Below are 21,189 nucleotides of genomic sequence, written 5' to 3'. Positions count from 1 at the left end.
CCTTCAACCTGGGCAAGCGAGAAGGACCCGGTCTGAGGGGCCGGTCGTATCGATCGCCGGTTCCGCTAACGAACGAAGTCCGATGCCGCGTTCGCCGAGCTCGTGAAGGAGTGAAATCAGACGATCGTCACGAGCCAACCGATCCAACTGGCTGAGTTGGCAAACCAACAAGACGTCACCGGCCCGCAAGCAAGCCAAGCAGGCTGAAAACTGCGGCAACGACGCCCTATTCTTCGACTCGCCGTGGTCCACATACACGCGCTCCGCGCCGGCCGCGGTCAACGCGATTTCTCGCTCATCGACTCTCTGCTTGCGCGTCGCACCACGCGCGTACCCGATGACAGTCATCTTTACCTGCTTCGCTCGCGGAATCCGGGGTCCGACCGCTCGCGTGTCACGGTCGCTCCTGAACCTGGGGCTACAGTGTGGCGAGGATGCCGTTCATGACATCAATCTCGGCGGTCTGGCTGTTCACGATGTTCGTGGCCATGTCCACAGCGTCCGGGAATTGTCCCTCGTCGATCTCGGTCTGAGCCATCGCGATTGCGCCCTGGTGATGAACGATCATCTGTTCGAGAAAGAGTTTTCCAGCGTCTTCTGAGGGCGCGGACTCGAGGGCGTTCATATCGTCGTCAGACATCATGCCGTCCGTGCCGTGATCCATATCGGACATATCCATTTCGCTGGAGCTGGTGTCATCCATGCCCCATGCGGATAGCCAGGATTCGAGCTGCTGGATTTCGGGCTCTTGAGCGTCTTTGATCTCGGTGGCCAGGTCCACGATGCGCTGGTCGATCTCGTCTTTCGCGAGAAGGTCATCGCTCATTTCGACGGCCTGTTCGTGATGGGGGATCATCATCTGGGTGAACTCGACGTCCGCGTCGGCGAGATCAACCGATGAGGCGGAGGACTCGGGGGAGCTAGGGGCGGCGGATGAGCCGGTGTCGGTTGTTCCACCAGCGCAGGCGCTGAGAGTGAGTGCAGTCGCGACGGCTGCGGCAGCAAGAAGATAAGTATGTGGCTTGGGCATTGTCAATCCATTCGGAGTCAGACGTGAAAAATCGGGTCGCCATACGGCGTGGTGAAGGTAGGCGTCGAGTGACGCTAAGGCCATTGCTGGTTTTAGGTGCGACTGATGGAGAGAACGACCAAGCTAGGCCGGAAGAGATGAAGCGCGGGGCCCTGATAGCGAGAGACGACCCGCCCGCCCGCCTCGAGCAGACGCCGATACGTGGCCGGCGAGCTGGCAAGAATGATGAGAGCCGCTAAAACCAGTACCAGGGCGCAGGTTATCGCCCAGACGGCGCAATCGAACATGCCGTCGGCGCTACCGAAAAGGCCGACTTCTGCATGCACGACTACTGGGAGCATCGGCGCCGTCGCCGCGACCGCCACGTCAGTTCCGAAGTCAGCGGCCCTCGGGACGGTGTCGGAATGTGCAGTGGACTCGGCTGCCCCCGAACCTACGCCGTGCTCGCCGATCATGGAGTGCATGCCCAGCAACATGGCTGCCATGACAAGAACCGCCGTGAACGCATAGGCGACTACAGGCCTTTGGTGACGGTCAGCTACGGAATTGCCGTGCGGGTTCATGTCACCTCCAGTGTCGACAAACCAGGTTGAAATCGCGGGTACCCAAAACCGTATCGACACTTGACAAAGTTCAGCTGGGAATGGCGCGGTGCAGCTCAGCTGAAATCCATTGATAGGTCTTTTGACAAAGATTGACTGGGGATATGGGCGGCAGCCGCTCATCAGAGCGGTCCGGGATGAACCCGGAGGGACAATGAGACCATGATGTCAACGACCTTCAGGCCACAAACCGCTGCGGAGCCGCGGCCGCGAGTACTGGTGGTCGACGATGAGGTGCCGCTGCTCGAGTTGGTCGCCGGCTACTTGGAGCGAGATGGGTTCGACGTGCAGACGTCAGCTGACGGCCAGGCTGCGGTGACGACGGCACGAAACTGGGCCCCCGCCATCATCGTTCTCGACTTGGGCCTACCAGGGATGGACGGCATTGAGGTTTGTCGTACCGTGCGCACCTTCACCGATTGCTACATCATCATGCTGACCGCCCGGGTTGACGAAATCGACAAGCTGGTCGGCCTCTCCGTCGGAGCAGACGATTACCTGACCAAGCCTTTCAGCCCGCGAGAGCTCGTGGCTCGAGTGCGCGCTATGCTCCGCCGGCCCCGCCCCAGCGAACAAGCCGCCGCGCTCGGCACACCGCCTCTTGTCCTTGGCTCCCTCCAAATCGACGTCGGCGGCCGCGAAGTCCGCCGAAGCGGTGAAGCGGTGGACCTGACCCGCACCGAGTTCGAGGTGTTGGCGGCATTGGCCGGTCAACCTCGAATCGTCTTCTCTCGGCAGCAACTCATTGATGCCGTATGGGGAGACGGCTGGATGAGCGATCCGCACCTTGTGGATGTGCATATCGGGCACGTACGACGCAAGATCGGTGATGATCCGGCTACACCGGTATTTATTAGGACGGTGCGTGGCGTCGGCTACCAGATGGGCGTGGGAGCGTGAGCAGAACACGCACACGGGTCCCTGGCCCTAGGGACCTCAGCGCCCGCCTACTTGGCGCCATCCTCGTCGTAGTTCTCGTCGGAGTCGCAACTGCCTGGGTCGTCGTCGCAGGGATCGGCCCAGCCATTTTCCACGTTCACATGATGGGCACGGGTGGTTCTGGGGCTAACTCGACGGTGCATGCCGAGGAGGCATTCCGGACGGCATCAACGCTCTCCCTAGCCGTGGCCCTCATCGCTGCTCTGGCAGCGTCAGTCGGGGTGAGCCTGTTTCTCTCCCGCCGGATCACCCGGTCCCTGGCACCCGTCACTGAAGCAGCTGGCCGGGTGGCTGACGGGGACTACACCGCGCGTATCCCCGCTGTGGGACTCGGCAGTGAGTTCGACGACCTCACTGCGGCCTTCAACTCGATGGCCACCGATCTCGGTCGGATCGAAGCGACCAGAACGAGGATGCTGGGCGACCTGGCACACGAAATGCGCACCCCCATCACCACGATCGGTGCCTACCTGGAGGCCATCGCCGATGGCGTCCAGCAAGCGGATCCGGCAACCCTCACGATGCTGGGTGACCAGGTCACCCGTCTGGCACGGCTTAGCCAGGACGTCGCCATCGTGACGACCGCCGAAGAAGGCCGACTGACAATGCACCGACGACGCCTGCTCGTTTCTCAGGTCGTCGCGGATGCAGTGGCCCAGGCGACAGCGCAATACGCTGCCCAGAACGTGACGCTGACAGTCACTATGTCCGGAGGCGCCCGGGACGCGGCTGTCGATGGGGACAGCGATCGCATCGGTCAGGTCCTGACAAATCTCCTCGACAACGCGGTTCGACACACCCCGTCCGGGGGCGAGGTCGTGATCTCCGCCGCGGTAGTCGGCGGCAGGGCGGTGGTCGCCGTCTCCGACGAGGGCGATGGAATTCCGGCCGACCACATTTTGCATGTTTTCGAGCGGTTCTACCGAGTGGACGCCAGCAGGGACCGCGCACACGGTGGCTCCGGCGTAGGCCTGGCGATCGCTAAATCCATCACCGAGGCCCACGGTGGAAGCGTTCGAGCAGAAAGCGCGGGTGTCGGCCGAGGAGCGACCTTCACCGTTGAATTGCCGTTGCTCAGCCAGAATCACTAAGGCCAACCGGTTACAGAGGTCGAGCTCAGGTCACCAATATTCAGGGGCGAATCTCGGTGTCTACACGTCGACAAACCTCGGTGTGAAAGAAACGGACACCCGCATCGGTTCCTGACGGGCGGCCAGAATATGGCGATACATCAGCCGATGCTGGCAACTGTCACGTGGATGCTATCGATGCGCGTGATCGAACTGGCATCGAGGACCATGGCGATCGAGTCAAATACGAGCCGGCACACTTCGGTGGCCGGCTCAGAGCTGACGGCCCGAAAAGCCACGGACACGTTTATCCCCGCGTCTCCCATGGTGACGGCAACCAGGTTGGACGTGCGTTCTCGGTGCGTCAGCGCGTCGACAATGGCACCGACAATCGTCGCGACGACGGGCTCGGTCGGATACAGAGAGTCCACTCCAGGAACGGCTCGCACCACCGATTCCAATTCTGAGGACAGCGTGTAGGCGAGGTTAGCGGCATCAGTTACAGAATTCGCCGCGTCTTCGGTTGTCTCGACAGAACTGGTGTTCCTGGATGCGCCACCGATGCCGGGGCGAGGCGGGCTGTCAAGCATTTATGCTCCCCCGATCGTTGCGGATAAAACCGCTGCCGGGGTCTGGGGCAACACTCAGACCCTACGGCGGAGCGGACTGTGAGTCAATTTTCGCCGTCATCAGGGACGCAACCATTTCGCCCTTTCGGCTTCGCCTTTCGCCCACATTTGGCACTGCCAGCTGTTGTCGGGGGAGGGTCACCAGTAGAGAATGTCCACATGAGCGAGCTAGATGAAACTCAAGCCATCGATCAGGTGATTGATCGGTTGGCGGAACGGTTCCCGAGTCTGGAGCGCGGCCATATCGCGGACGTCGTCGACGAGGAGCATGGGAAGTTGGATGGGGGTCGGGTTCGTGACTTCGTTCCGGTCCTTGTTGAGAAGGCCGCGAAGAAGCGGCTGAAGAAGGAAGCGAAGGAGTCGAGCGTTGTGGTCGAACAGCTCGAAGCGCTGGGTCCGGTGCCGGACGGTGACCAGGCCCTGGACCCGATAGAAGTCGAGCGCGCAAGTCGTGAGGGACATCGTGGGCCCCTGCTTGGCGATCTACTGGGAGGCACCGGCGCCAACGAACGCTGATGCGCGCCAACCTGAGGGAGTGGTCTAACTCGTAGCCGCCCATCCGTCGCCACTGACACGAAGAACTGTCTTTCCGAGCGCGCGGCGCTCATCCAGCGCGGCGATTGCTTCCGGTGCCTGGGTGAACGGGACGACCTCGCCGATGACCGGCGCGAGCGCACCCCGGGCGACATCAGGAACAAGCCGCGCCCACTGGTCTTGGAGAGACACCGACGGTGAGGGCATGAGGCCTTCCCAGGCGACACCAACGATCGTCGTGTTGGTCAGCAGAAGGCGGTTCACCCGAACGGTCGGGATGCTCCCTCCGGTGAAACCGAGAACGAGCAAGCGGCCGCGGGTAGTTAGCGCCCGCAGCGAATCAGTGAAGCGCTCACCGCCCACCGGATCCAACACCATATCCACCCCACGCCCATCCGTGATGCGGCGGACCTCGGTGAGGAAGTCGAAGGGGGAGATGACGTCATCCGCACCGATGCTTCGTGACAGTTCGGCCTTCTCAGGCGTGGAGACCACAGCGATGACGGATGCGCCCCGTAGCTTCGCCTGTTGGGTGAGCGCCACTCCGAGCCCGCCCGCGGCGCCGTGGATTAACACCGTCTCACCGGCACGAAGATTGCCGCGCTCTCCCAAGGCGAATTCAGCGCTGAGCACATTTATCGGCATCGCCGCACCCTGGATGAAGTCGACACTATCGGGCAAGGGCAACACCCGATCGGCAGGGGTGACGACGTACTCGGCAAACGCGCCGGAACCAGCTACGCCAAGGACCCGGTCGCCGGCGACGAATCCGGAATCGGGATCAGCGTCAGCGATGATGCCGGAGAACTCACATCCCACAGTGAATGGAAGCGGAACTTTCAGCTGATACTCGCCGCGCGACTGCAGCACGTCAGGGTAAGCGACACCGGCGGCATGTACTTCTACGAGTACCTCTCCCGGGCCGCGGCTCGGGATGGGGATTTGCTGCATCTGCAGCAGTCGTGGTCCGCCGTGCGTTGTATTTCGCAGTGCGTGCATCATCGTGCGGTGTGGACTCATGACTCAATCATCCGCCGGTGGATGGCTCGATCGATTCACCTCACCCGTTGTCGCGTCCGACCGGGAGTATCCCCGCGGGAATTTCTATCGGCCGAGCCGTCTGCTGGAATGGGAGCGCAGCCGCGGCACCGTGCGGAGCGAGAGAGACCTCAGGAGGGTGACCATGAAGGGCGGCACGCTGCGGCAGCATGCGCGTAACCGCGTCTGGGAGCTCCCGGGGGCCACGTTGGAGCATCCGTTCGGGCCGGATTGGGACGTCTTCAAGGTGCGCGAGAAGGTCTTCATGCTGATGACCGAGATCACCGGTGAGCCGATCGTTATCCTCAAGGCCGACCCGGAGGACGCAAGAGCTCTGCGCGAGCAGTACGCGGATATCACCCCCGGCTACCACATGAACAAGCAGCACTGGATCACCTTGCATCCCGACGGAACCCTGGAGAAGGATCTTGTCGACGACCTCGTCACCGAGTCCTATCGGCTCGTCATTGGGAACCTGCCCCATGCCCAGCGGCCGGTCGACCCCCGAACGTTCGGCCAGAGAGAACTGTGACCCCCTCGGGAGAGTGACGTCACCAGCACGCCCGCGACGCCGGCCTAGCGATGGATTGATGCCCGGCTCTCCACCCGGCTCTTCAACGATTGATTGAACGCGACATACCCTCCCGCATTGTGACTCTTCGCGAAGAGGCCTTCGAAGGGCCTGGTGAGGACGCCGGAAAAGGTCTCGGTGTTGGTTACCTGAGTGCTGCCGTCGGTCTTGCGGACGAGGGTGAAGTTGTGCTCGCCGAGGAACAGGGCCGCCCTGATAATCGTCGCCGACCATTGCAGTTCCTGGCTCTCGGTGACAGCGGTGACCGTCGATGTGAACCAAAATCCAGACATGCGCATTTTGGGTCTGTTCCCGACTTCCGGGACCCCGTCCACACGAGAGAAGTTGCTCCAGTCGCCGTAAGCAGGGAAGTCGGAAAGGACGTCCCAAACCTCTTCGGGTGTGGCCGCGATGTCGATCGTGGGGCTGGAGCGTTCCGGTGGGGCGCGGACGTCAATCGGCAAGACCAGTTGGCCCTCACCGAGAACGACGATCGCATCGGAGAAGAAAACGGGAAACATGGACAACACCCTCGCCGTTTCTGACCGGGATGGGGCGAACATGCTCGTCGCCGACTGGGTCGCCATGTGGAACGGCGACGAAGCGATCGCCGAGGAGATCATCTCCGACGACAACCGTGTTCACGCCGCCATGTTCGATGGGGGCGACAGCGCCGTGGGCGGCGTCTCCGGAATGAAGGACCTCGTCGTGCAGATGGGAACCCTCATGTCCGACCTCGTCTTCTCGATCGACGTCGGTCCCCTCGTCGACGGCGACCACGTCGTGGTCCGTGGGGTGGCAACCGGACACTACGGCGGCGGCATGCCCGGGGGTCGGAGCGCCGGTGGGCAGGGTAATGACCTTCCACGGCACCGACATCCTGCGAATCGCGAACGATCGGGTCATCGAATATTGGCTCAACGCTGACACCCTGGACCTCATGACTCAACTGCCGGTCGGCGCCGGCTGACCATCACTCGTCAGACGAAGACGAGGTGAGTGTCGCAGAGTGCGTCTGGAGCTCGTCTGCTGCGGCACGCAAGTATCGGCTGATCGCGGCCTGCTCCTCGGGCGAGAATTCGAGTGCGAGGCTGTCCAGCGCGGTGAAGAGCGGGGCGAGCTCTCCGAGGATGCGACCCACGGCGGAAGCCTGCGGCACTAGGTTGACTCGACGCCGGTCAGTCGCATCCCGGGCGCGCGCGATGTGGCCCGCAGCTTCGAGGCGGTCCGCCAGTTCGGTCGCCGAGCCGGTACTGATGCCCAAACGGTGGCCAAGTTCGGCCGGCCCGAGCTGGGTTCCTTCCAGATCCATGATGTGACCCATCGCCTCGAAGTCGAGGGCGCGCAGTCCCACCTTGGCGGCCAGGGCGTGCTCGAGCTGGGACGCGGCGCGATTCACCGAGCGCAGCGCCCACGACAGTTCTGCAGCCGACATTCTGCTGCGCTCGACCTGCTCCGCTCCCGGGATGTCGCTGTTTTTCGCCATGGCCACATCATAGTTGACATTTCCTTCCGTAACGGAGACACTCGGTAAAGGAGCTAAAGGAAGGGAATAGTCATGACCGCACTCCCACCGACCACTGCCGCACCGCACATGCCGCTCAACCCGACTCAGCTTCGTGGGCTGCTTGTTGTGCTCTGTGCCGCCCTCGCGCTGGTCGTTGCGGGCAACTCGGCACTGGCGATCGCCTTGCCCGACATCGCGATCGACCTTGAGGCTGACCAGTCCGAGCTGACCTGGATCATCGATGCGTACGCCCTGACCTTCGCCGCCCTCCTTCTCACTGCGGGCATCGCCGCTGACCGAGTCGGGCGGCGCACGATTCTCGTGATGGGCTTGCTGATCTTCGGGGCGGCCAACGTCGCGTCAGCGTTCGCGCCCGACCCCGGCTGGTTCATCGCCCTGCGGGCCATTGCCGGGGTGGGCGCCGCCGCGGTCTTTCCCGTAACCCTCTCCGCGCTCGTTGATGCGTATCCGCCCGAGCGACGAACCTTTGCCATCGGAGTGTGGTCGGGGGTCAGCTCTGCCGGCGCGGTGGCTGGCACGATCATCGCCGGTGCTCTCCTCGAAGCGTATTGGTGGGGAAGCGTGCAACTGGTGTTCGGCAGCGTCGCCGTTGCCCTGATCATCCCGGTACTGATGCTCGTTGCGCAGAATCGCAACCCGCGGCTTTCTCTCGACCCGTTGGGCGCACTCTGGTCGATCATCGCTTTGGCTGGGCTCGTCTTCGGCGTGGTTGAGGGCCCTCAGCGCGGATGGCTCGACCTCGTCACCCTGCTGGCGTTCGCCGTCGGCGCTCTGGGTTTCGTGGCGTTCGTCGTGCACCAGTTGCGTGCGAAAGATCCGTCGCTCGACGTGAGGCTGTTCGCCAATCGTGGACTGGCCGCGGGATCCCTCATCGTCACCGTTCAGTTTTTCGCCTCGCTCGGGTTCTTCGTGCTTTCGCCGCAGTATCTGCAAATCGTGTTGGAGTACACGCCGCTAGGAGCGGCTCTGGCCCTGCTCATCGTTCCCGTCGGCGTCGGCGCAGGCATCGGGATATCGGCCGCACTCGAAAGGAGGTTTGGTGCACGCGTACCCGGCTCATTGGGCCTGCTGCTCATGGGGGTCGGGCTCTTCGTCTGCGCAGCGGGCCTGGCCGGCGGGGTGGATGCTTCGATCTGGGTGTTGGGAGCCGGCGTCCTGGTGTTCGGCATCGGGTTTGGCATGGGGATCACCCCCGGAACCCAACTCATCATTGAGGGTCTCCCCGCGGAGCGGCGCTCCGTCGCGAGCGCCGTCAACGACATCACCCGCGAGGTCGGCGGCGTGCTCGGAATCGCCGTGCTCTCGAGTGTCCTGATCAGCTTCTACCGGAGCGACATCAAGCCGGCGCTTGACGGGATTCCCGACCAGGTGCGCCAGGTCGTCGACGCCGGCGCCGGTGCCGCGATCGGCATCGCCGATTCGTTCGGCCCGGAAGGCGAGGCCCTCGCACGTGCTGCCCGGGAAGCGTTCGCGGTCGGGTTCAGCGCGGCGATGCTCGCCGGGGCCGTGACCCTGGTCGTAGCGTCGATCATCACCTTCCTCATCGCACCCGCTCAGCACGAAGTCGCGACGGGTGAATTCCCAGCAGACGCCCACCGGTAGTTAACCTGGTGCTTACCTTGCGGGCTGAGGATTACATCATGATCACCATGACAGCCATCGTGCGCCCGGTCGAATCGCTCCGTAGTTTCCCGCAACTGGGCCAGAATCTTCGTCGGCACTACGAACACACACTGTTGTTTACGGATCAAATGTTCGTCATCTTTCCCGGCATCGGTGCGGTCCTCGTGACCGAGCACTCCAGCAGGTATCGATTCGACATCGTGGGAACCGATCAGGCAATCGCCGACCATCGCGTCATGAAGCTTGAGGCCTACATACTGAACGAAACCGGCGGTCAACGCATCCGGTTTGATTGGGCCAAGGCCGCCCACGTCCCTGTGCCCTTCCGGTAGGCAGCACCTCGCACAGGCGGACCGGTGTGACGGCCAGGCTCGAGGAACGAGCATGTAGACGACGTGCAGAGCACCGGACACCACGGCTCCCAGCATGAAGCCGCTCCGGTCGGTGCTCCGGGCTTTTGTCCTGTCAGATGACGGCCCCTAACAGGTAGCCCCTTTCCTCCTGTCCCGCCCGCGCGGATAATGAGGACATGGATGTGCCGCCGGCGCCCGGCGAGTTCGACGAATCCACCGAGTTGGAGCGCCTGCGGCGACGCGCGTACGGACGGAATGCCGACATCGCGGGGGATGCGGCGGCTCGGGCTCGGCTCACCGAACTGGAGGCCGCGGTCACCGACCCCGACCCTGACTCACGGGCGGTCACCGAGAGCGACCCCGCCGAGGGTCCGATCGCGGATTCCGTTCCCATCGGCGAAGCCCCCGCGGCGCCGTGGTGGCGCCGCCGCCGAAGCTGGCTGACGATCCTCGGCGGGACCATCACGACCCTCGCCCTAACCGCGGCCATCGTCGCGTGGATGCAGCCATCTGCGCCGGACTACGTGCGCACGCCGAACTACGCATTTCCCCCGGACGCCATTCTCGGGCTGGTGTCGGAGGGCACGGAGGCCGATGAGCCGAACGACCCGCACGGCACTCTCAACCGGCTGGGGCTGAATGCCGATGCGATGCGGCGCTACGAAACCTACGGGTACCTCACCGTCTGGAGCGGGAAATCTCGCTACGGTTCTACCTGCCTGCTCGTGGCCCATCCCGTTCAAGGGCTCAACGAGGGGATCGGTGCCGAAGCGTGTTCCCCCGACGGTGACGAGACCATCGCTGACCTAGCGCAGACGACGCGCAGTCTCACCCGGTTCGTGCTCAAGAGTGACCATGTCGATGTTTACGAGTACGTGCGGCCCGCGGAGCCGGGCCCGCCGCCAGGCTGACCAGACGCCGCGAGCTGATCCGGTCGACCGGTGTCCGCGTGCCCACTAGCGTGAGTGTCGGGGGATCAATGACCTGTGGTATCTCTTCATAGTCTCTCGGCAATCTGGTGCGCCGAGCGGGCCGGTCGAGCCGATGGCACTATCTGGCCGTCAGGCTGCCTGCGCCGCTGCCGCACCTCATCCTCGACGCGACCTCGGACAACAGGCTCGGCAGCGACCTGCCCACCGGAGTCGATCGCGCCCAGCGGTTGTCTCTTGAGGGAGGTTTCGACCGGTGGTTCCACCTGTATAGGCCGGTCACGTACCGGTCGGACGTGCTCTACCTGCTGCCAGCGCTCGTCGATATCGGGATGAACGGGTAACCGGGCAGGAGGTCGCCCCGGTTCCTTTTTTGCACGTTGCTCTACGTCGTGCCCGGGATCTTCGCGTTTGCCGGGCTGATGTCCATCATCGACGGCAGGTAAGACCAGGCCGGGCGCCCAACCCTTGACACGCTACTTGTTTTTTGCAAGTGTGGATGGTGTCCATCTCCGGACCCCTCAGTGATACCGAACCCACGAAAGGAAGAGCACCATGACTTCGATGTTCGTCAATCTGCCGGTGACCGATCTGGATCGCGCGAAGGCCTTCTACACGGCGATCGGATTCACCATCAACCCGCTTTTCACTGATCACAACGCGGCCTGCGTCGTCGTAGAGGAGGATCACAGCGCGATCATGCTGCTGGTCCGCGCGTATTTCCAAACCTTCACCGAGCTTCCCCTCGGTGACCCGGCCGTGAACCCGTCGGTGTCGACCGCAATCTTCCTGGACAGCCGGGAAGCGGTGGACGCCAGCGTCGCCGGGGGCGTCGCAGCCGGAGGCACGGAGGCGCAGGAGCCTTCCGACTACGGCTTCATGTATCAGCGTCAACTCACTGACCCCGACGGCAACATTGTCGAGTTCGGCTACATGGAGCCGGTCGCCGCCGAGCAGGGGCCGGGCGCCGTCCTGAACCAGCAGGCCTAGCCAGCGATGGCTGCACGCGACTATGGGCAGTACTCCGGTGTCTCCCGCGCCATGGAACTCGTGGGCGAGCGCTGGGCCCTGCTCATTGTTCGCGACCTGCTCGTTGGGCCGCGCCGCTATGGAGAACTCGCCGAGGGACTGCCTCGCATCCCGAGCAACATCCTGGCGGCGCGACTCAAGGAACTGCAGTCGGCCGGTGTGATCCGCCGGGCACCGCGCTCGCGCGTGATCGTCTACGAGCTGACGCCGTACGGCCGCGAGCTCGAGCCCGTTGTGCTGGCGTTCGGCGCCTGGGGCTTCAAGGCGATGGGTGAGCCGCGGGATGAGCAAGTCATCACTCCCGACTCGCTGACGATGGATCTGCGAACGACGTTCCGCGCCCAGGTGGCAGCGAAGCTGCCCCCCACCGCCTACGCGGCGCAATTCGGTGGCGCCGAGCTGCTCATCAGGGTAAAGGGCAGAACCCTGGACGTGACCCGCGGGCACGGACCTGCAGACCTCGCCTTTGTGGCCGGTCCGGACATCCACCTGCTCATTCTGGGTGAGCTCGCACCGGCTCGTGCGATCACAACGGGGGTGATCAAGGTGCTACATGGACGCGCCGACCTGCTCGACCGTTTCGCGAGCACCTTTAATCTGGTCGCCTGATCACGAGCGCGACCGCGTCGTCCGGCGTAGCTTGGGGGGCAAACGGCGTCACCTTGACCTGAGGGAGCTGAAGATGAAACGACGACTTCGATGCCGGCTCGGGTTGCACAAATGGGTCATCAAGCAGGACTCGCCGGACGCGCCGAGGTACCACGGCTGCCGCTTCTGCGACAAGATCAGGGACGACAGACAGCCCATTGCCGACCTTGGCGGCGGCTTTTGAGTCTCCGGGTGTTGCACCGAGTGCTTCAAACTCCGAGACTCGAAACCATCGGTTCGGTCGAGCCTCACTGTGACGAAAGTCCCGCTTCACCCCGCGTAGCGTTGACCGGGCGGGATCGACATGCCTGACGATGTGGGCACGACGCTCACCAGCCACGTCCGTCCGCGAGGAGACAACGCCATGACACCTGCGCCGAGGTCGCGCGTCCGCAGCACCCGCACCGGTCGGGCTCCGCTGAGCAGCCTTGGCATCCCGTTCGGGCTGTCCGGCCTGGCCGGCACCTGGACCATGGCCGCACACACCTCGCTCACGCCGAACATCATCGCCGAGGGAATGTGGATGCTCGCGGCAGCCGCCTGGATCGTCGTCGTCACGAACTACCTCCGGCGATCCGGTTATCACGGCGGCAGCATCGGCGAGGATCTCCGCGACCCCGTGCAGGGCCCTTTCGCGTCGCTCGCACCGACGTCGGCGTTGTTGGTCTGCACCCACTACGCGCAGTATTTCCCGCTCGCCGGCCGCATCGCCACGGGTGTATTCATGGTGATCGGCCTGCTCTTCGGCACCTGGTTTCTTGCTCAGTTCGCTCTCCGCGAGCGCAGCATCGACAGCATCCACGGCGGCTACCTGTTGCCCACCGTCGCCGCAGCGTTCATCATCGGGCAGGGGGCAGGCACGTTCGGCTGGACGTTGTTGGGCGAAGCGGCCATCGCTGTCGGTATCTTGTTTTGGCTGATGCTGGGCACGATCATCCTGGCGCGGATGGCGTTCCGCCCGGCGCCGCCCGACGCTCTCCTGCCGACCTTCGCGATCTGGTCCGCACCGCCGGCGGTCGCCGGAAACGCGTGGTTCGCGGTCAACGGCGGCCGCGTCGACCTGGTCGAGACGATGTTGCTCGGTGCCTTCGTCGTGCTGATCCTCGTGCAACTGATGATGCTGGGCACCTACTGGCGGCTGCCTTTCACCCTGGGGTTCTGGGCATTCACGTTCACCGCGGCCTCCAGCGGAACCTATACGGCACACTGGCTGGCGCTCTGGGGCGGTCCAGGCCACGCGGTGTGGGCGTGGCTCGCCACTGGGGTCGCCACGATGCTGATCGGGAGCATCGCCGTGCGATCCGTCGCCCTGCTGAGCGGTCGGACTGGTAAGCCGAGCTGGGCCGACCCGAAGCCGTGAGAGTCGGGCCCGTGTAGTCCGTGATGGTCGCACTCTGGATGTGATGTCTAGCGGCAGAGGGCGTGCGGGACGATCATGGGCCGATGGTGCTCTTCACTGATCGCGTGGAAGCCGGTCGTCGACTGGCCCTGCAGCTCGACTACCTGCGTGGGCAGGACATTGTGGTACTCGGCATTCCCCGCGGGGGAGTGCCGGTGGCGTACGAGGTCGCCGCGTCACTCGACGTCCCTCTCGACGTCATCGTCGTGCGCAAGCTCGGCGTGCCCTTCCAGCCCGAATTCGCGATGGGCGCCATCGGCGAGGGCGGGGAGCAACTCATCGACGAATCGACCGTGGCCTTGACCGGGGTGACCGACGCCGAGGTGAGCGCGGTCGAAGCTCGCGAGCGGGTGAACCTCGACGCGCGGGTCGAGCGACTTCGGCCGGGCCGCGACCGGATCCCACTCGATGGCAAAACCGTCGTGATCGTGGATGACGGGGTGGCTACGGGGGCGACAGCACGAGTGGCGTGCGACGTGGCCCGCAGGTTCGGCGCCGCGACCGTGATCCTCGCGGTGCCCGTGATCGCCGCCTCGACCCTGGCGGAGATGACCGGCGCTGACGACATCGTCTACCTGGCGGCGCCGGAGACCTTCTGGGCGGTCGGCCAGTTCTACACCGACTTCTCGGCCACCACCGACGACGAGGTCGCTCGGCTGCTCGACGAGGCGGCACGGCGGCTCACCGGGCCGTCGGGTGCTGGCGACTCGGACCTCGAGCCGGGGGTCGACGACGAGGTCGAGATACCCGTCGAGACCGTGCCCCTGAACGGGCATCTGCACCTGCCCGCGTCGCCGACCGGCGTGGTGCTCTTCGCCCACGGGAGCGGCAGCAGCCGGCACAGCCCCCGCAACCAGTACGTGGCCGATGTGCTGTTCGAGGCCGGGCTGGGCATCCTCCTGTTCGACCTGCTCACGCCGGAGGAGGAGCTGGACCGGGGGAACGTCTTCGACATCGAGCTGCTGGGCCGGCGATTGGTCGCCGTCACCGGCTGGCTGACCGACCGGTCCGACACCGCCGGATGCCGGATCGGCTACTTCGGTGCCAGCACCGGAGCCGCCGCAGCCCTGTGGGCGGCCGGCGATGCCGAGACGCATATTGCCGCTGTCGTGTCTCGCGGGGGCCGGCCCGACCTGGCCGGAACGAGACTACCGCTGGTGACCGCGCCCACCCTGCTCATCGTCGGCGGTGCCGATATCACCGTGCTGGAGGGCAACCGTGAGGCACAGAAACACCTGCGCTGCGAGAACCGGCTGGCCGTCATACCCGGCGCCACCCACCTGTTCGAGGAACCGGGCGCCCTGGGCGCCGCCGCCGAATTGGCCGCCGACTGGTTCGCCGGCCACCTGGTGCCGCCGAACACCGCGGAGCCCGCCTAGGAACCAAGAAGTTTCCCGATCAGATGCAAAAAAGGCGCCATCCGGGGGCCCCATGCCGTATGGTCCCCCCTGGGGGAACAACAATGAAGCTTCGACTTGCCGTGAAAGATGTGTCCGGGGTGGTGGGTGAGGTCGTCGTGACGGCGGATGTCACCGCCGCGGTGAGTGACATCGCCAGACACCTCTCCAGCCGAACGGTTCGCGGAACACCGGGGTTCTCGGCAGACACGGCCGGCGCCCAGCCCCCTGGGCTGGCCCCGGACCTCACCCTGCGAGCGGAATACCCTGGCCTCGTCACCGAAGTCCGCCGCCGCGCCCGTCTGGTGCGCTCCACCGGAGACGCCGACCTGCAGACCGTAGAGTGGATCTTCCTCGTCGTCGGCATCCTCGTGATCGCCGGTATCGTCATCGCCGCGGTGACGGCGTTCGTACAGGCCCAGGTCGGCAAGCTGCCGGGCTAAGCCGCAGACCATGGCCAGACGACCGCGTTTCCGCACCACCCTCACCGCACTTCGTCGTGAGGGGGCGTCAGAGCGCGGTTCACAGACGGTGGAAGCCCTCATCGTGCTGCAGATCCTGTTCGGCGTCTTCTTCGTCATTGTGCAGGGTGCGGTGTGGTTGCACGCCGGCAACATCGCCCAGGCCGCAGCGTCCAGCGCCTACAACGCGGCCCGGCTGTATGACGCCGTGGCGGCGGATGGCGTGGCCGCCGGCACCGCTTCTGCCCAGCAGACCGGCACTGTGCTCGACGGTGCCGTGGTGGTGGTGGTGGATAGCACGATCACCACCGTGACCGTGACCGTCACCGTCACCGTCAGCGGCAACGCACCCACGCTGGTTCCCGGCTGGGACACCCGAGTGGAACGCACAGTGTCCGGACCGGTAGAACGGTGGATCACACCATGAGGCTACGTCGATGGCTGCGCGGGCGGCTGCACGGCTCCGGCGAGCGCGGCTCGATGTCCGTCGAGCTGGTGCTGATCGCGCCGGCGCTGGTCCTGGTCATCCTGCTGCTGGTGGCCGGCGCCCGGGTGGCCCTGGCCGGCAACGCCGTCGAATCCGCCGCTGTCGCCGCGGCCCGGGACGCGTCGCTGTCCCGCACGACCGTCGGCGCCCAGGCCAGCGCACAGCTGGCCGCGCAGACCTCGGTGGCGCAGTCCGGCCTCGCCTGCGCGGACTTCAGCGTGTTCGTTGACGACAGTGGGCTCAATGTTCCCCTGGGGGAGGTAGGCACCGTGAGCGCCATCACCACCACGGCGAGCTCGCCCGTGGACGCCTTCCGGGAACGACCATGACTTCTCGCCGACTCATCGCATCTGATGTACTTCCAGTCCTTCAAAGGAGCACCATGACCACGCTGATCACCCCGATGTCAATCAGTCAGAAGCGCACGTTTGGCCTTTTGGGCTCGTCCCTGGTGGCCGCAGTGATTCTGGCAGGTTGTTCGAGCCCGGCACCACAGGCTGCGCCGACCCCTGAAGCCACCGCCGCGACAGCTACTCCACAGAGCTCGGCGGCTCCCGCGCCGACACCCACCTCATCGGCTGCTCCCACGAGCGAGTCTGAGGCTGTGGTCGCGGCCGAGGCGACCCTCGCTCAGTTCGTTCAGATCATGAACGCTGTTATTGCGGAGAAGGGAGTTTCACCCGAGCGAATCAACGCGGTTGCAGTCCCTCCAGCAAATACCTCTGTCATCACCACGGCTCAAGCCATCGCCGATCAGGGCTACGTGGTCACCGGGGGAATCACCAGCACCGTAGAGGACTCATATTCTGGGGGCCTGGAAGCGGATGGGACGACCGTCCCCTTCGGATCTGTGATGATCACCACCTGCTACGACAGCTCCACCCGAACGGTCACCCTGCCCAGCGGGGAGGCTGCACCCCAGCCACCGAACCCGCGTGGTTTGTCGACAATAACTGTCGTATATAGCCCCGCCGCGGGTGCCTGGTTTGTGAGGTCGTTGGAGGACACAGGTGAAGCTTGCTGAACAACAGACGTCTGCTCCTCCTCACCTTGCTCAATGGAGCACTCGTTGCAGGAGCAGTTGCCGGCGCTCCCATCGCGGCCTTCGCCGAGACCGCACCCGGTCTTTACTGCAACGAGTTCGGGAGGAGATCACCGGAGCCGTCCTGGACGCCGCCGACGAGCTTGCCGCGCGGGCCCGGATCTCGGGCGACGCCGACAGTGCTGCCCTCGCCGCGAGCGCGCGCGGGCTCGTCGAGCCTGTACCGTTGGTCGAGCCTGCGGCGTTAGTCGAGCCTGTCGAGACCCGGTGAGACAGGTCAAAAAACTGCATCGTCGCGCAAAATTTGTCAGAAAGGATGCGGAGAGCCCGAACGGGTGATCCCAACCAAGTCAGTATGAAAACCTTCTTCCACCACTTCTCGTGGTCGCTCATCGTGTCCTTGATAGCGCTCGTCATCGCGCTGGTTTACGGCGGCTGGGCTGCGGTTGCCCTCTGCGTGATCCTTGGGCTGATGGAGATCTCACTGTCATTCGACAACGCGGTTGTCAATGCCAGGGTGCTGGAGAAAATGTCGGAATTCTGGCAGAAGATCTTCCTCACGATCGGCATCCTCATCGCCGTCGTGGGGATGCGCCTGATCATGCCGCTCATTCTGGTGTCCGCAACCACGGGTCTGTCTTTCGGCGAGGTCATCACCCTGGCCCTGCAGAAGGGTGACCCGGCCACCGTCGGCACCTACGGCCACTATCTGCACGATGCCCACCCGCAGATTGCGGCCTTCGGCGGAATGTTCCTGCTCATGCTGTTTCTGGACTTCATTTTCGAAGAGCGGGACATCACCTGGCTCAGCTGGTTGGAGAAGCCGCTCGCACGGGTTGGAAAGCTCGATTCCTTGTCCTACGTTGTCGCGCTCGCAGCCCTGCTGGGCGGAGCTGCCATTGCCGACGATGCCTCTGTGGTCCTTGTTGCCGGCGTGCTCGGCCTCATCACGTACGTTCTGGTGAACGGACTCGGGTCATTGTTCGAGGGCAGCGACGCGGCCGAGGCAGTGTCGGACACCACACGCGGCGGCGCGTCCACGCTTGCCGTGCTCACCGGCCGGGCAGCGTTCTTTTCTTTCCTCTACCTCGAAGTCCTCGACGCCTCTTTCTCGTTCGATGGCGTCATCGGCGCGTTCGCAATCACCGCGGACCCGATTATCATCCTGCTCGGTCTCGGTCTGATCGGCGCGATGTTCGTCCGATCGCTCACCATCTTCCTGGTGCGCCAGGGCACCCTCAACGATTACATCTACCTCGACCATGGCGCCCACTGGGCCATCGGTGCGCTCGCGGGCATCCTGCTTCTGAGTATCGGTTTTGAGATCCCGGAGATCGTCACGGGTCTCATCGGGGTGTTCCTGATCTGCGCGGCCTTCCTCTCGTCGGTTCTCGTGAACCGGCGCGAATCGGCCGAAACCCTGGTCAGGGCCCCTGAACTCGTCGACAGTCCCTAGCGTCGGTTCTCGCCGCGCCAGCGACCGTCGTGGAAGGCCAGGGCCGCCGGGCGCACCTCGACGACTCCGTAAAGTGCGGCAGGGCACTTCTCCGCCCATTCCAGCGCGGCGGCCCGGTTCGGCACGTCGATCACGAAGCAGCCGGACAGGGATTCGACGGCGTCGATGAATGGACCGTCGCGCACCTCCCTGCTGCCGCCGCGGAGCGTCACCGTGGTTGACTCCGCGGCGGGCCTGAAGATATCCGCTGCGACCAACGCGCCTGATTCCTGTAACGACGCCGCGTACGCGTCGAACAGCTCCCGAAACGGCGGCAGCTCCTCCTCGGAGATGTCGCCCTCCCTGGTCTCAGCCTTGATGATGAGCAACGAGAAGCGCATGAGATCTCCTTCGATATGCGGTTACAAGTCGAGCGATTCGTGGGGTTCGAGCGGGAAGAAGGTGCCGCCGTTCTGTTCCGTGGCGGACTTGATGCGGGAGCCGGCGAGGTCCTTGCCGCTCCGCGACAAACCCATCTCGTGGGTCGGAAAGCTGCGCACCGGCTTGATCGCGAGAACGTAGTCGATGACCTCGCTGATCTTCAGCCACGGCGCCCCTGCCGGGACGGCCAGGGTCTTCACCGTGACTCCCTCGGGGATGGTGAACGCATCACCGGGGTAGAACAGCTCGTCGTTCACGAGCACCCCCACGTTGTCGATCACCGGGATGGACGAGTGGATCACGGCGTGCTTCTGGCCGAAGAACCGCAGCGTGAACGGGCCCGCCTCAACGGTGTCTCCCTCGGCGACCACTGTCACGGCGATGTCACCGGCCGCCGCGGCGACACCGGTCGGCCCGTAGATGGGAACGCCGGGGTTCATGGCCAACACCCGGTTCAACTGCTCGGGTGTCCAGTGGTCGGCGTGCTCGTGGGTGATCACGATCGCGGCCGCATTGGCGGTCTCGGTCAGCGCGGTGGTGAACGAGCCGGGATCGATGAACAGCTTCTGCCCTGAGGCTTCGAGGACGAGTGCGGCGTGTTCGAGTTTGGTCAACTTCATGTCTCGAGCTAATACCCAAACCAGACCGCGGGCAACGCGCGACACGCGCATCCTGCGAGCACCCGCACCCGCACCCGCACCCCGCACGACGCGCGGACGACGCGCTCGATTTGAACTCGGTAACCAGGCTGTGGCATACTCGTGAAGTTGCAAAAACGGCCCCATCGTTTAGCGGCCTAGGACACCGCCCTCTCACGGCGGTAACACCGGTTCGAATCCGGTTGGGGTCACCAACGCCCGGCCTCCTTCTCACGAAGGAGGCCGGGCATTTTTGTTTTGGGACGTTCGACCCTGTCGTTGCTGAACGCCGGCTGGGAATCTGGGACTCACAGCCCACTGTCAGACGACACGGGCGACACCAATCGACCCAGAGGAAACCTCCCATGGCCACCAGCACCACTCGCGGGGCAGCGGTCACCGCCCCCGCCGCGACGACCGGCACCACCCTGCTCCAGCGTCGAACCCTCGCGGTGCTGCGACTGGCCATCGGATTCATCTTCCTCTGGGCGTTCCTCGACAAGACCTTCGGTTTGGGCTTCTCCACTCCCGCCGAGCGTGCCTGGCTCAACGGTGGAACCCCGGCGCAGGGCTTCCTGAACAGCCCCGGCGTCACCGGGCCGCTGCAGCCCTTCTTCGTCGGAATCGCCAGCCCGCTGGTGGACTTCCTCTTCATGCTCGGCATGATCGCCGTGGGACTCGCCGTCATGCTCGGTGTGGGTCTGCGGGTCAGCGCCGTTGCCGGCAGCCTCATCATGGTCTTCATGTACCTGGCCGAGTGGCCCTTCGCCGCCGGCGCGGCCTCGACCAACCCGCTGGTGGACTACCACATCATCTACGCGCTGGCTCTGATCGTCGTCGCCGTCTTCGCGGCCGGCGACACCTGGGGCTTCGGCAAGACCTGGAAGGCACTGCCGATCGTGCAGAAGTACACCTGGCTGATCTAGCCAGTCAGCACGCAGAAGTACCTGGCCGGCCGCCCCTCGGGGTGGCCGGTTCTGTTCTGCCCGCAGCCGGCCGCAGGCTACTTGGCGGCGCCGCGCTGGTTGCCGCGGGTGATTCGGGCGACTTCGTCGTCAATGGCGTCTTCGGTGATGATGCCCCGGTTGGGTCCGAAGGCGTCGAGGCCGATGAAGAAGGCGGCGATGCCCATGCCGCCGATCGGCCAGATCGGCCAGAAATACCCGCCCGGATCCGTCAACAACCACACGGCGATGACGATGAGAGAAACCCCGAGCCAGACGCCGCAATAGTTCCAGAAGTCACGGCGCGCCTTGAGCCGCTTTGTCGCGAGTTTGCGGAGTTCTTCGTTGTTCATACCGCGAGGGTATCGCCGGTACGGTGCCGCGACCATCCCCCGACCGGCCGAGGTGGCCGAAGGGGAGTG

At 64.5% G+C, this 21,189-nt stretch carries 28 protein-coding genes and 1 tRNA gene; 19 read left to right on the top strand and 10 right to left on the bottom strand.

Features of this window, described 5'->3' with window-relative positions; all coding sequences use genetic code 11:
• Positions 1–3 precede the first annotated feature (3 nt).
• From E3O60_RS19135 to E3O60_RS15420, 3 genes are all read right to left on the bottom strand, one after another.
• Entirely contained in the window at positions 4–348 is a 345-nt protein-coding gene (locus E3O60_RS19135; protein ID WP_134498556.1) for a recombinase family protein, read from the bottom strand.
• A gap of 70 nt (positions 349–418) precedes the next feature.
• Positions 419–1,030, bottom strand: coding sequence for a DUF305 domain-containing protein (locus E3O60_RS15425; RefSeq protein WP_134479790.1), 612 nt, complete (start codon positions 1,028–1,030; stop codon positions 419–421).
• A 92-nt stretch (positions 1,031–1,122) separates the two neighbouring features.
• Positions 1,123–1,593 (bottom strand): hypothetical protein, encoded by a 471-nt coding sequence (locus tag E3O60_RS15420; RefSeq protein ID WP_134498554.1) that lies wholly within the window; start codon positions 1,591–1,593, stop codon positions 1,123–1,125.
• 201 nt (positions 1,594–1,794) lie between these two features.
• Between E3O60_RS15420 and E3O60_RS15415 the strand changes: the two genes are divergently transcribed.
• Entirely contained in the window at positions 1,795–2,532 is a 738-nt protein-coding gene (locus tag E3O60_RS15415; RefSeq protein WP_166789002.1) for a response regulator transcription factor, read from the top strand.
• Between the two features lie 224 nt (positions 2,533–2,756).
• Entirely contained in the window at positions 2,757–3,662 is a 906-nt protein-coding gene (locus tag E3O60_RS15410; RefSeq protein WP_241983560.1) for a cell wall metabolism sensor histidine kinase WalK, read from the top strand.
• A 140-nt stretch (positions 3,663–3,802) separates the two neighbouring features.
• On the opposite strand, the gene E3O60_RS15405 is transcribed toward E3O60_RS15410, so the two are convergent.
• A complete protein-coding gene (locus tag E3O60_RS15405; RefSeq protein WP_134408406.1) occupies positions 3,803–4,231 on the bottom strand; it encodes a hypothetical protein in 429 nt (142 codons plus the stop codon).
• A 198-nt stretch (positions 4,232–4,429) separates the two neighbouring features.
• On the opposite strand from E3O60_RS15405, the gene E3O60_RS18905 reads away from it, so the two are divergent.
• Positions 4,430–4,786, top strand: a complete 357-nt coding sequence (locus E3O60_RS18905) for a three-helix bundle dimerization domain-containing protein (RefSeq protein WP_240632201.1) — start codon at positions 4,430–4,432, stop codon at positions 4,784–4,786.
• A 24-nt stretch (positions 4,787–4,810) separates the two neighbouring features.
• Here E3O60_RS18905 and E3O60_RS15395 read toward each other — a convergent pair whose 3' ends face one another.
• Entirely contained in the window at positions 4,811–5,755 is a 945-nt protein-coding gene (locus E3O60_RS15395; RefSeq protein WP_255455321.1) for an NADPH:quinone oxidoreductase family protein, read from the bottom strand.
• 232 nt (positions 5,756–5,987) lie between these two features.
• Here E3O60_RS15395 and E3O60_RS15390 point away from each other — a divergent pair, with 232 nt between their 5' ends.
• A complete protein-coding gene (locus E3O60_RS15390; protein ID WP_134498552.1) occupies positions 5,988–6,374 on the top strand; it encodes an MmcQ/YjbR family DNA-binding protein in 387 nt (128 codons plus the stop codon).
• Positions 6,375–6,418: 44 nt separating this feature from the next.
• On the opposite strand, the gene E3O60_RS15385 is transcribed toward E3O60_RS15390, so the two are convergent.
• Positions 6,419–6,934 carry an SRPBCC domain-containing protein gene (locus E3O60_RS15385; protein ID WP_166789001.1) on the bottom strand — a complete coding sequence of 172 codons (516 nt, stop codon included), beginning with the start codon at positions 6,932–6,934 and terminating at the stop codon, positions 6,419–6,421.
• Between E3O60_RS15385 and E3O60_RS18900 the strand changes: the two genes are divergently transcribed.
• A complete protein-coding gene (locus tag E3O60_RS18900; RefSeq protein ID WP_241980056.1) occupies positions 6,933–7,340 on the top strand; it encodes an ester cyclase in 408 nt (135 codons plus the stop codon). The two genes, E3O60_RS15385 and E3O60_RS18900, sit on opposite strands and share 2 nt — an antisense overlap.
• 46 nt (positions 7,341–7,386) lie before the next feature.
• Here the strand turns inward: E3O60_RS18900 and E3O60_RS15375 are convergent, their stop codons facing one another.
• Positions 7,387–7,899, bottom strand: a complete 513-nt coding sequence (locus E3O60_RS15375; RefSeq protein WP_088456537.1) for a MarR family transcriptional regulator — start codon at positions 7,897–7,899, stop codon at positions 7,387–7,389.
• Between the two features lie 72 nt (positions 7,900–7,971).
• Between E3O60_RS15375 and E3O60_RS15370 the strand changes: the two genes are divergently transcribed.
• The 12 genes from E3O60_RS15370 to E3O60_RS15315 all read left to right on the top strand — a co-directional run bounded on the left by E3O60_RS15370 (position 7,972) and on the right by E3O60_RS15315 (position 18,765).
• The gene (locus E3O60_RS15370) at positions 7,972–9,543 is read left to right on the top strand and encodes an MFS transporter (protein WP_134408402.1); all 1,572 of its coding nucleotides are present in this window, start codon (positions 7,972–7,974) and stop codon (positions 9,541–9,543) included.
• A 38-nt stretch (positions 9,544–9,581) separates the two neighbouring features.
• Positions 9,582–9,896: a hypothetical protein gene (locus E3O60_RS15365; RefSeq protein ID WP_088456535.1), complete on the top strand. Its 315-nt coding sequence runs from the start codon at positions 9,582–9,584 to the stop codon at positions 9,894–9,896.
• A gap of 197 nt (positions 9,897–10,093) precedes the next feature.
• Positions 10,094–10,828 (top strand): hypothetical protein, encoded by a 735-nt coding sequence (locus E3O60_RS15360; protein WP_134408400.1) that lies wholly within the window; start codon positions 10,094–10,096, stop codon positions 10,826–10,828.
• Between the two features lie 573 nt (positions 10,829–11,401).
• Positions 11,402–11,836, top strand: a complete 435-nt coding sequence (locus tag E3O60_RS15355) for a VOC family protein (RefSeq protein WP_088456532.1) — start codon at positions 11,402–11,404, stop codon at positions 11,834–11,836.
• A 6-nt stretch (positions 11,837–11,842) separates the two neighbouring features.
• Positions 11,843–12,484: a helix-turn-helix domain-containing protein gene (locus E3O60_RS15350; RefSeq protein WP_134498548.1), complete on the top strand. Its 642-nt coding sequence runs from the start codon at positions 11,843–11,845 to the stop codon at positions 12,482–12,484.
• A gap of 403 nt (positions 12,485–12,887) precedes the next feature.
• Positions 12,888–13,883, top strand: a complete 996-nt coding sequence (locus E3O60_RS15345) for a C4-dicarboxylate transporter (RefSeq protein WP_166789000.1) — start codon at positions 12,888–12,890, stop codon at positions 13,881–13,883.
• Positions 13,884–13,966: 83 nt separating this feature from the next.
• Entirely contained in the window at positions 13,967–15,301 is a 1,335-nt protein-coding gene (locus tag E3O60_RS15340) for a phosphoribosyltransferase (RefSeq protein WP_134498546.1), read from the top strand.
• 83 nt (positions 15,302–15,384) lie between these two features.
• Positions 15,385–15,762, top strand: a complete 378-nt coding sequence (locus E3O60_RS15335; protein WP_134408395.1) for a hypothetical protein — start codon at positions 15,385–15,387, stop codon at positions 15,760–15,762.
• Positions 15,763–15,772: 10 nt separating this feature from the next.
• Positions 15,773–16,207 (top strand): TadE/TadG family type IV pilus assembly protein, encoded by a 435-nt coding sequence (locus E3O60_RS15330; protein ID WP_134498544.1) that lies wholly within the window; start codon positions 15,773–15,775, stop codon positions 16,205–16,207.
• Positions 16,204–16,596 (top strand): TadE/TadG family type IV pilus assembly protein, encoded by a 393-nt coding sequence (locus E3O60_RS15325; protein ID WP_134498542.1) that lies wholly within the window; start codon positions 16,204–16,206, stop codon positions 16,594–16,596. The genes E3O60_RS15330 and E3O60_RS15325 overlap by 4 nt, the downstream gene beginning before the upstream one ends.
• A 53-nt stretch (positions 16,597–16,649) precedes the next feature.
• Positions 16,650–17,291, top strand: coding sequence for a hypothetical protein (locus E3O60_RS15320; RefSeq protein WP_134408392.1), 642 nt, complete (start codon positions 16,650–16,652; stop codon positions 17,289–17,291).
• Between the two features lie 373 nt (positions 17,292–17,664).
• On the top strand, positions 17,665–18,765 hold the full coding sequence (locus E3O60_RS15315; protein WP_134498540.1) for a DUF475 domain-containing protein: 1,101 nt from the start codon (positions 17,665–17,667) through the stop codon (positions 18,763–18,765).
• On the opposite strand, the gene E3O60_RS15310 is transcribed toward E3O60_RS15315, so the two are convergent.
• Both E3O60_RS15310 and E3O60_RS15305 read right to left on the bottom strand, forming a co-directional pair.
• On the bottom strand, positions 18,762–19,145 hold the full coding sequence (locus E3O60_RS15310; RefSeq protein ID WP_088456523.1) for a YciI family protein: 384 nt from the start codon (positions 19,143–19,145) through the stop codon (positions 18,762–18,764). The two genes, E3O60_RS15315 and E3O60_RS15310, sit on opposite strands and share 4 nt — an antisense overlap.
• A gap of 21 nt (positions 19,146–19,166) precedes the next feature.
• Entirely contained in the window at positions 19,167–19,805 is a 639-nt protein-coding gene (locus E3O60_RS15305; RefSeq protein ID WP_088456522.1) for an MBL fold metallo-hydrolase, read from the bottom strand.
• A 157-nt stretch (positions 19,806–19,962) separates the two neighbouring features.
• Here E3O60_RS15305 and E3O60_RS15300 point away from each other — a divergent pair.
• A tRNA-Glu gene (locus tag E3O60_RS15300) sits at positions 19,963–20,038 on the top strand.
• Positions 20,039–20,188: 150 nt separating this feature from the next.
• Positions 20,189–20,749: a DoxX family protein gene (locus E3O60_RS15295; RefSeq protein ID WP_198415728.1), complete on the top strand. Its 561-nt coding sequence runs from the start codon at positions 20,189–20,191 to the stop codon at positions 20,747–20,749.
• A 77-nt stretch (positions 20,750–20,826) separates the two neighbouring features.
• Here E3O60_RS15295 and E3O60_RS18550 read toward each other — a convergent pair whose 3' ends face one another.
• On the bottom strand, positions 20,827–21,120 hold the full coding sequence (locus E3O60_RS18550) for a 2TM domain-containing protein (RefSeq protein WP_165787985.1): 294 nt from the start codon (positions 21,118–21,120) through the stop codon (positions 20,827–20,829).
• Positions 21,121–21,189: the final 69 nt, after the last annotated feature.

The sequence above is a fragment of the Cryobacterium sp. TMB1-7 genome, assembly GCF_004402435.1.
Taxonomy (GTDB): domain Bacteria; phylum Actinomycetota; class Actinomycetes; order Actinomycetales; family Microbacteriaceae; genus Cryobacterium; species Cryobacterium zongtaii.
The sequence above is the reverse complement of the archived record's forward strand: the minus strand, read 5'-3'. Positions and strand labels throughout refer to the sequence as shown.

Excerpts from the sequence above, each read along its gene's own strand:
- E3O60_RS19135 (WP_134498556.1), bottom strand. The coding sequence starts at position 348 with ATGACTGTCATCGGGTACGCGCGTGGTGCGACGCGCAAGCAGAGAGTC.
- E3O60_RS15425 (WP_134479790.1), bottom strand. The coding sequence starts at position 1,030 with ATGCCCAAGCCACATACTTATCTTCTTGCTGCCGCAGCCGTCGCGACT.
- E3O60_RS15420 (WP_134498554.1), bottom strand. The coding sequence starts at position 1,593 with ATGAACCCGCACGGCAATTCCGTAGCTGACCGTCACCAAAGGCCTGTA.
- E3O60_RS15415 (WP_166789002.1), top strand. The coding sequence starts at position 1,795 with ATGATGTCAACGACCTTCAGGCCACAAACCGCTGCGGAGCCGCGGCCG.
- E3O60_RS15405 (WP_134408406.1), bottom strand. The coding sequence starts at position 4,231 with ATGCTTGACAGCCCGCCTCGCCCCGGCATCGGTGGCGCATCCAGGAAC.
- E3O60_RS18905 (WP_240632201.1), top strand. The coding sequence starts at position 4,430 with ATGAGCGAGCTAGATGAAACTCAAGCCATCGATCAGGTGATTGATCGG.
- E3O60_RS15395 (WP_255455321.1), bottom strand. The coding sequence starts at position 5,755 with ATGCAGCAAATCCCCATCCCGAGCCGCGGCCCGGGAGAGGTACTCGTA.
- E3O60_RS15390 (WP_134498552.1), top strand. The coding sequence starts at position 5,988 with ATGAAGGGCGGCACGCTGCGGCAGCATGCGCGTAACCGCGTCTGGGAG.
- E3O60_RS18900 (WP_241980056.1), top strand. The coding sequence starts at position 6,933 with ATGGACAACACCCTCGCCGTTTCTGACCGGGATGGGGCGAACATGCTC.
- E3O60_RS15385 (WP_166789001.1), bottom strand. The coding sequence starts at position 6,934 with ATGTTTCCCGTTTTCTTCTCCGATGCGATCGTCGTTCTCGGTGAGGGC.
- E3O60_RS15375 (WP_088456537.1), bottom strand. The coding sequence starts at position 7,899 with ATGGCGAAAAACAGCGACATCCCGGGAGCGGAGCAGGTCGAGCGCAGC.
- E3O60_RS15370 (WP_134408402.1), top strand. The coding sequence starts at position 7,972 with ATGACCGCACTCCCACCGACCACTGCCGCACCGCACATGCCGCTCAAC.
- E3O60_RS15365 (WP_088456535.1), top strand. The coding sequence starts at position 9,582 with ATGATCACCATGACAGCCATCGTGCGCCCGGTCGAATCGCTCCGTAGT.
- E3O60_RS15360 (WP_134408400.1), top strand. The coding sequence starts at position 10,094 with ATGGATGTGCCGCCGGCGCCCGGCGAGTTCGACGAATCCACCGAGTTG.
- E3O60_RS15355 (WP_088456532.1), top strand. The coding sequence starts at position 11,402 with ATGACTTCGATGTTCGTCAATCTGCCGGTGACCGATCTGGATCGCGCG.
- E3O60_RS15350 (WP_134498548.1), top strand. The coding sequence starts at position 11,843 with ATGGCTGCACGCGACTATGGGCAGTACTCCGGTGTCTCCCGCGCCATG.
- E3O60_RS15345 (WP_166789000.1), top strand. The coding sequence starts at position 12,888 with ATGACACCTGCGCCGAGGTCGCGCGTCCGCAGCACCCGCACCGGTCGG.
- E3O60_RS15340 (WP_134498546.1), top strand. The coding sequence starts at position 13,967 with ATGGTGCTCTTCACTGATCGCGTGGAAGCCGGTCGTCGACTGGCCCTG.
- E3O60_RS15335 (WP_134408395.1), top strand. The coding sequence starts at position 15,385 with ATGAAGCTTCGACTTGCCGTGAAAGATGTGTCCGGGGTGGTGGGTGAG.
- E3O60_RS15330 (WP_134498544.1), top strand. The coding sequence starts at position 15,773 with ATGGCCAGACGACCGCGTTTCCGCACCACCCTCACCGCACTTCGTCGT.
- E3O60_RS15325 (WP_134498542.1), top strand. The coding sequence starts at position 16,204 with ATGAGGCTACGTCGATGGCTGCGCGGGCGGCTGCACGGCTCCGGCGAG.
- E3O60_RS15320 (WP_134408392.1), top strand. The coding sequence starts at position 16,650 with ATGACCACGCTGATCACCCCGATGTCAATCAGTCAGAAGCGCACGTTT.
- E3O60_RS15315 (WP_134498540.1), top strand. The coding sequence starts at position 17,665 with ATGAAAACCTTCTTCCACCACTTCTCGTGGTCGCTCATCGTGTCCTTG.
- E3O60_RS15310 (WP_088456523.1), bottom strand. The coding sequence starts at position 19,145 with ATGCGCTTCTCGTTGCTCATCATCAAGGCTGAGACCAGGGAGGGCGAC.
- E3O60_RS15305 (WP_088456522.1), bottom strand. The coding sequence starts at position 19,805 with ATGAAGTTGACCAAACTCGAACACGCCGCACTCGTCCTCGAAGCCTCA.
- E3O60_RS15295 (WP_198415728.1), top strand. The coding sequence starts at position 20,189 with ATGGCCACCAGCACCACTCGCGGGGCAGCGGTCACCGCCCCCGCCGCG.
- E3O60_RS18550 (WP_165787985.1), bottom strand. The coding sequence starts at position 21,120 with ATGAACAACGAAGAACTCCGCAAACTCGCGACAAAGCGGCTCAAGGCG.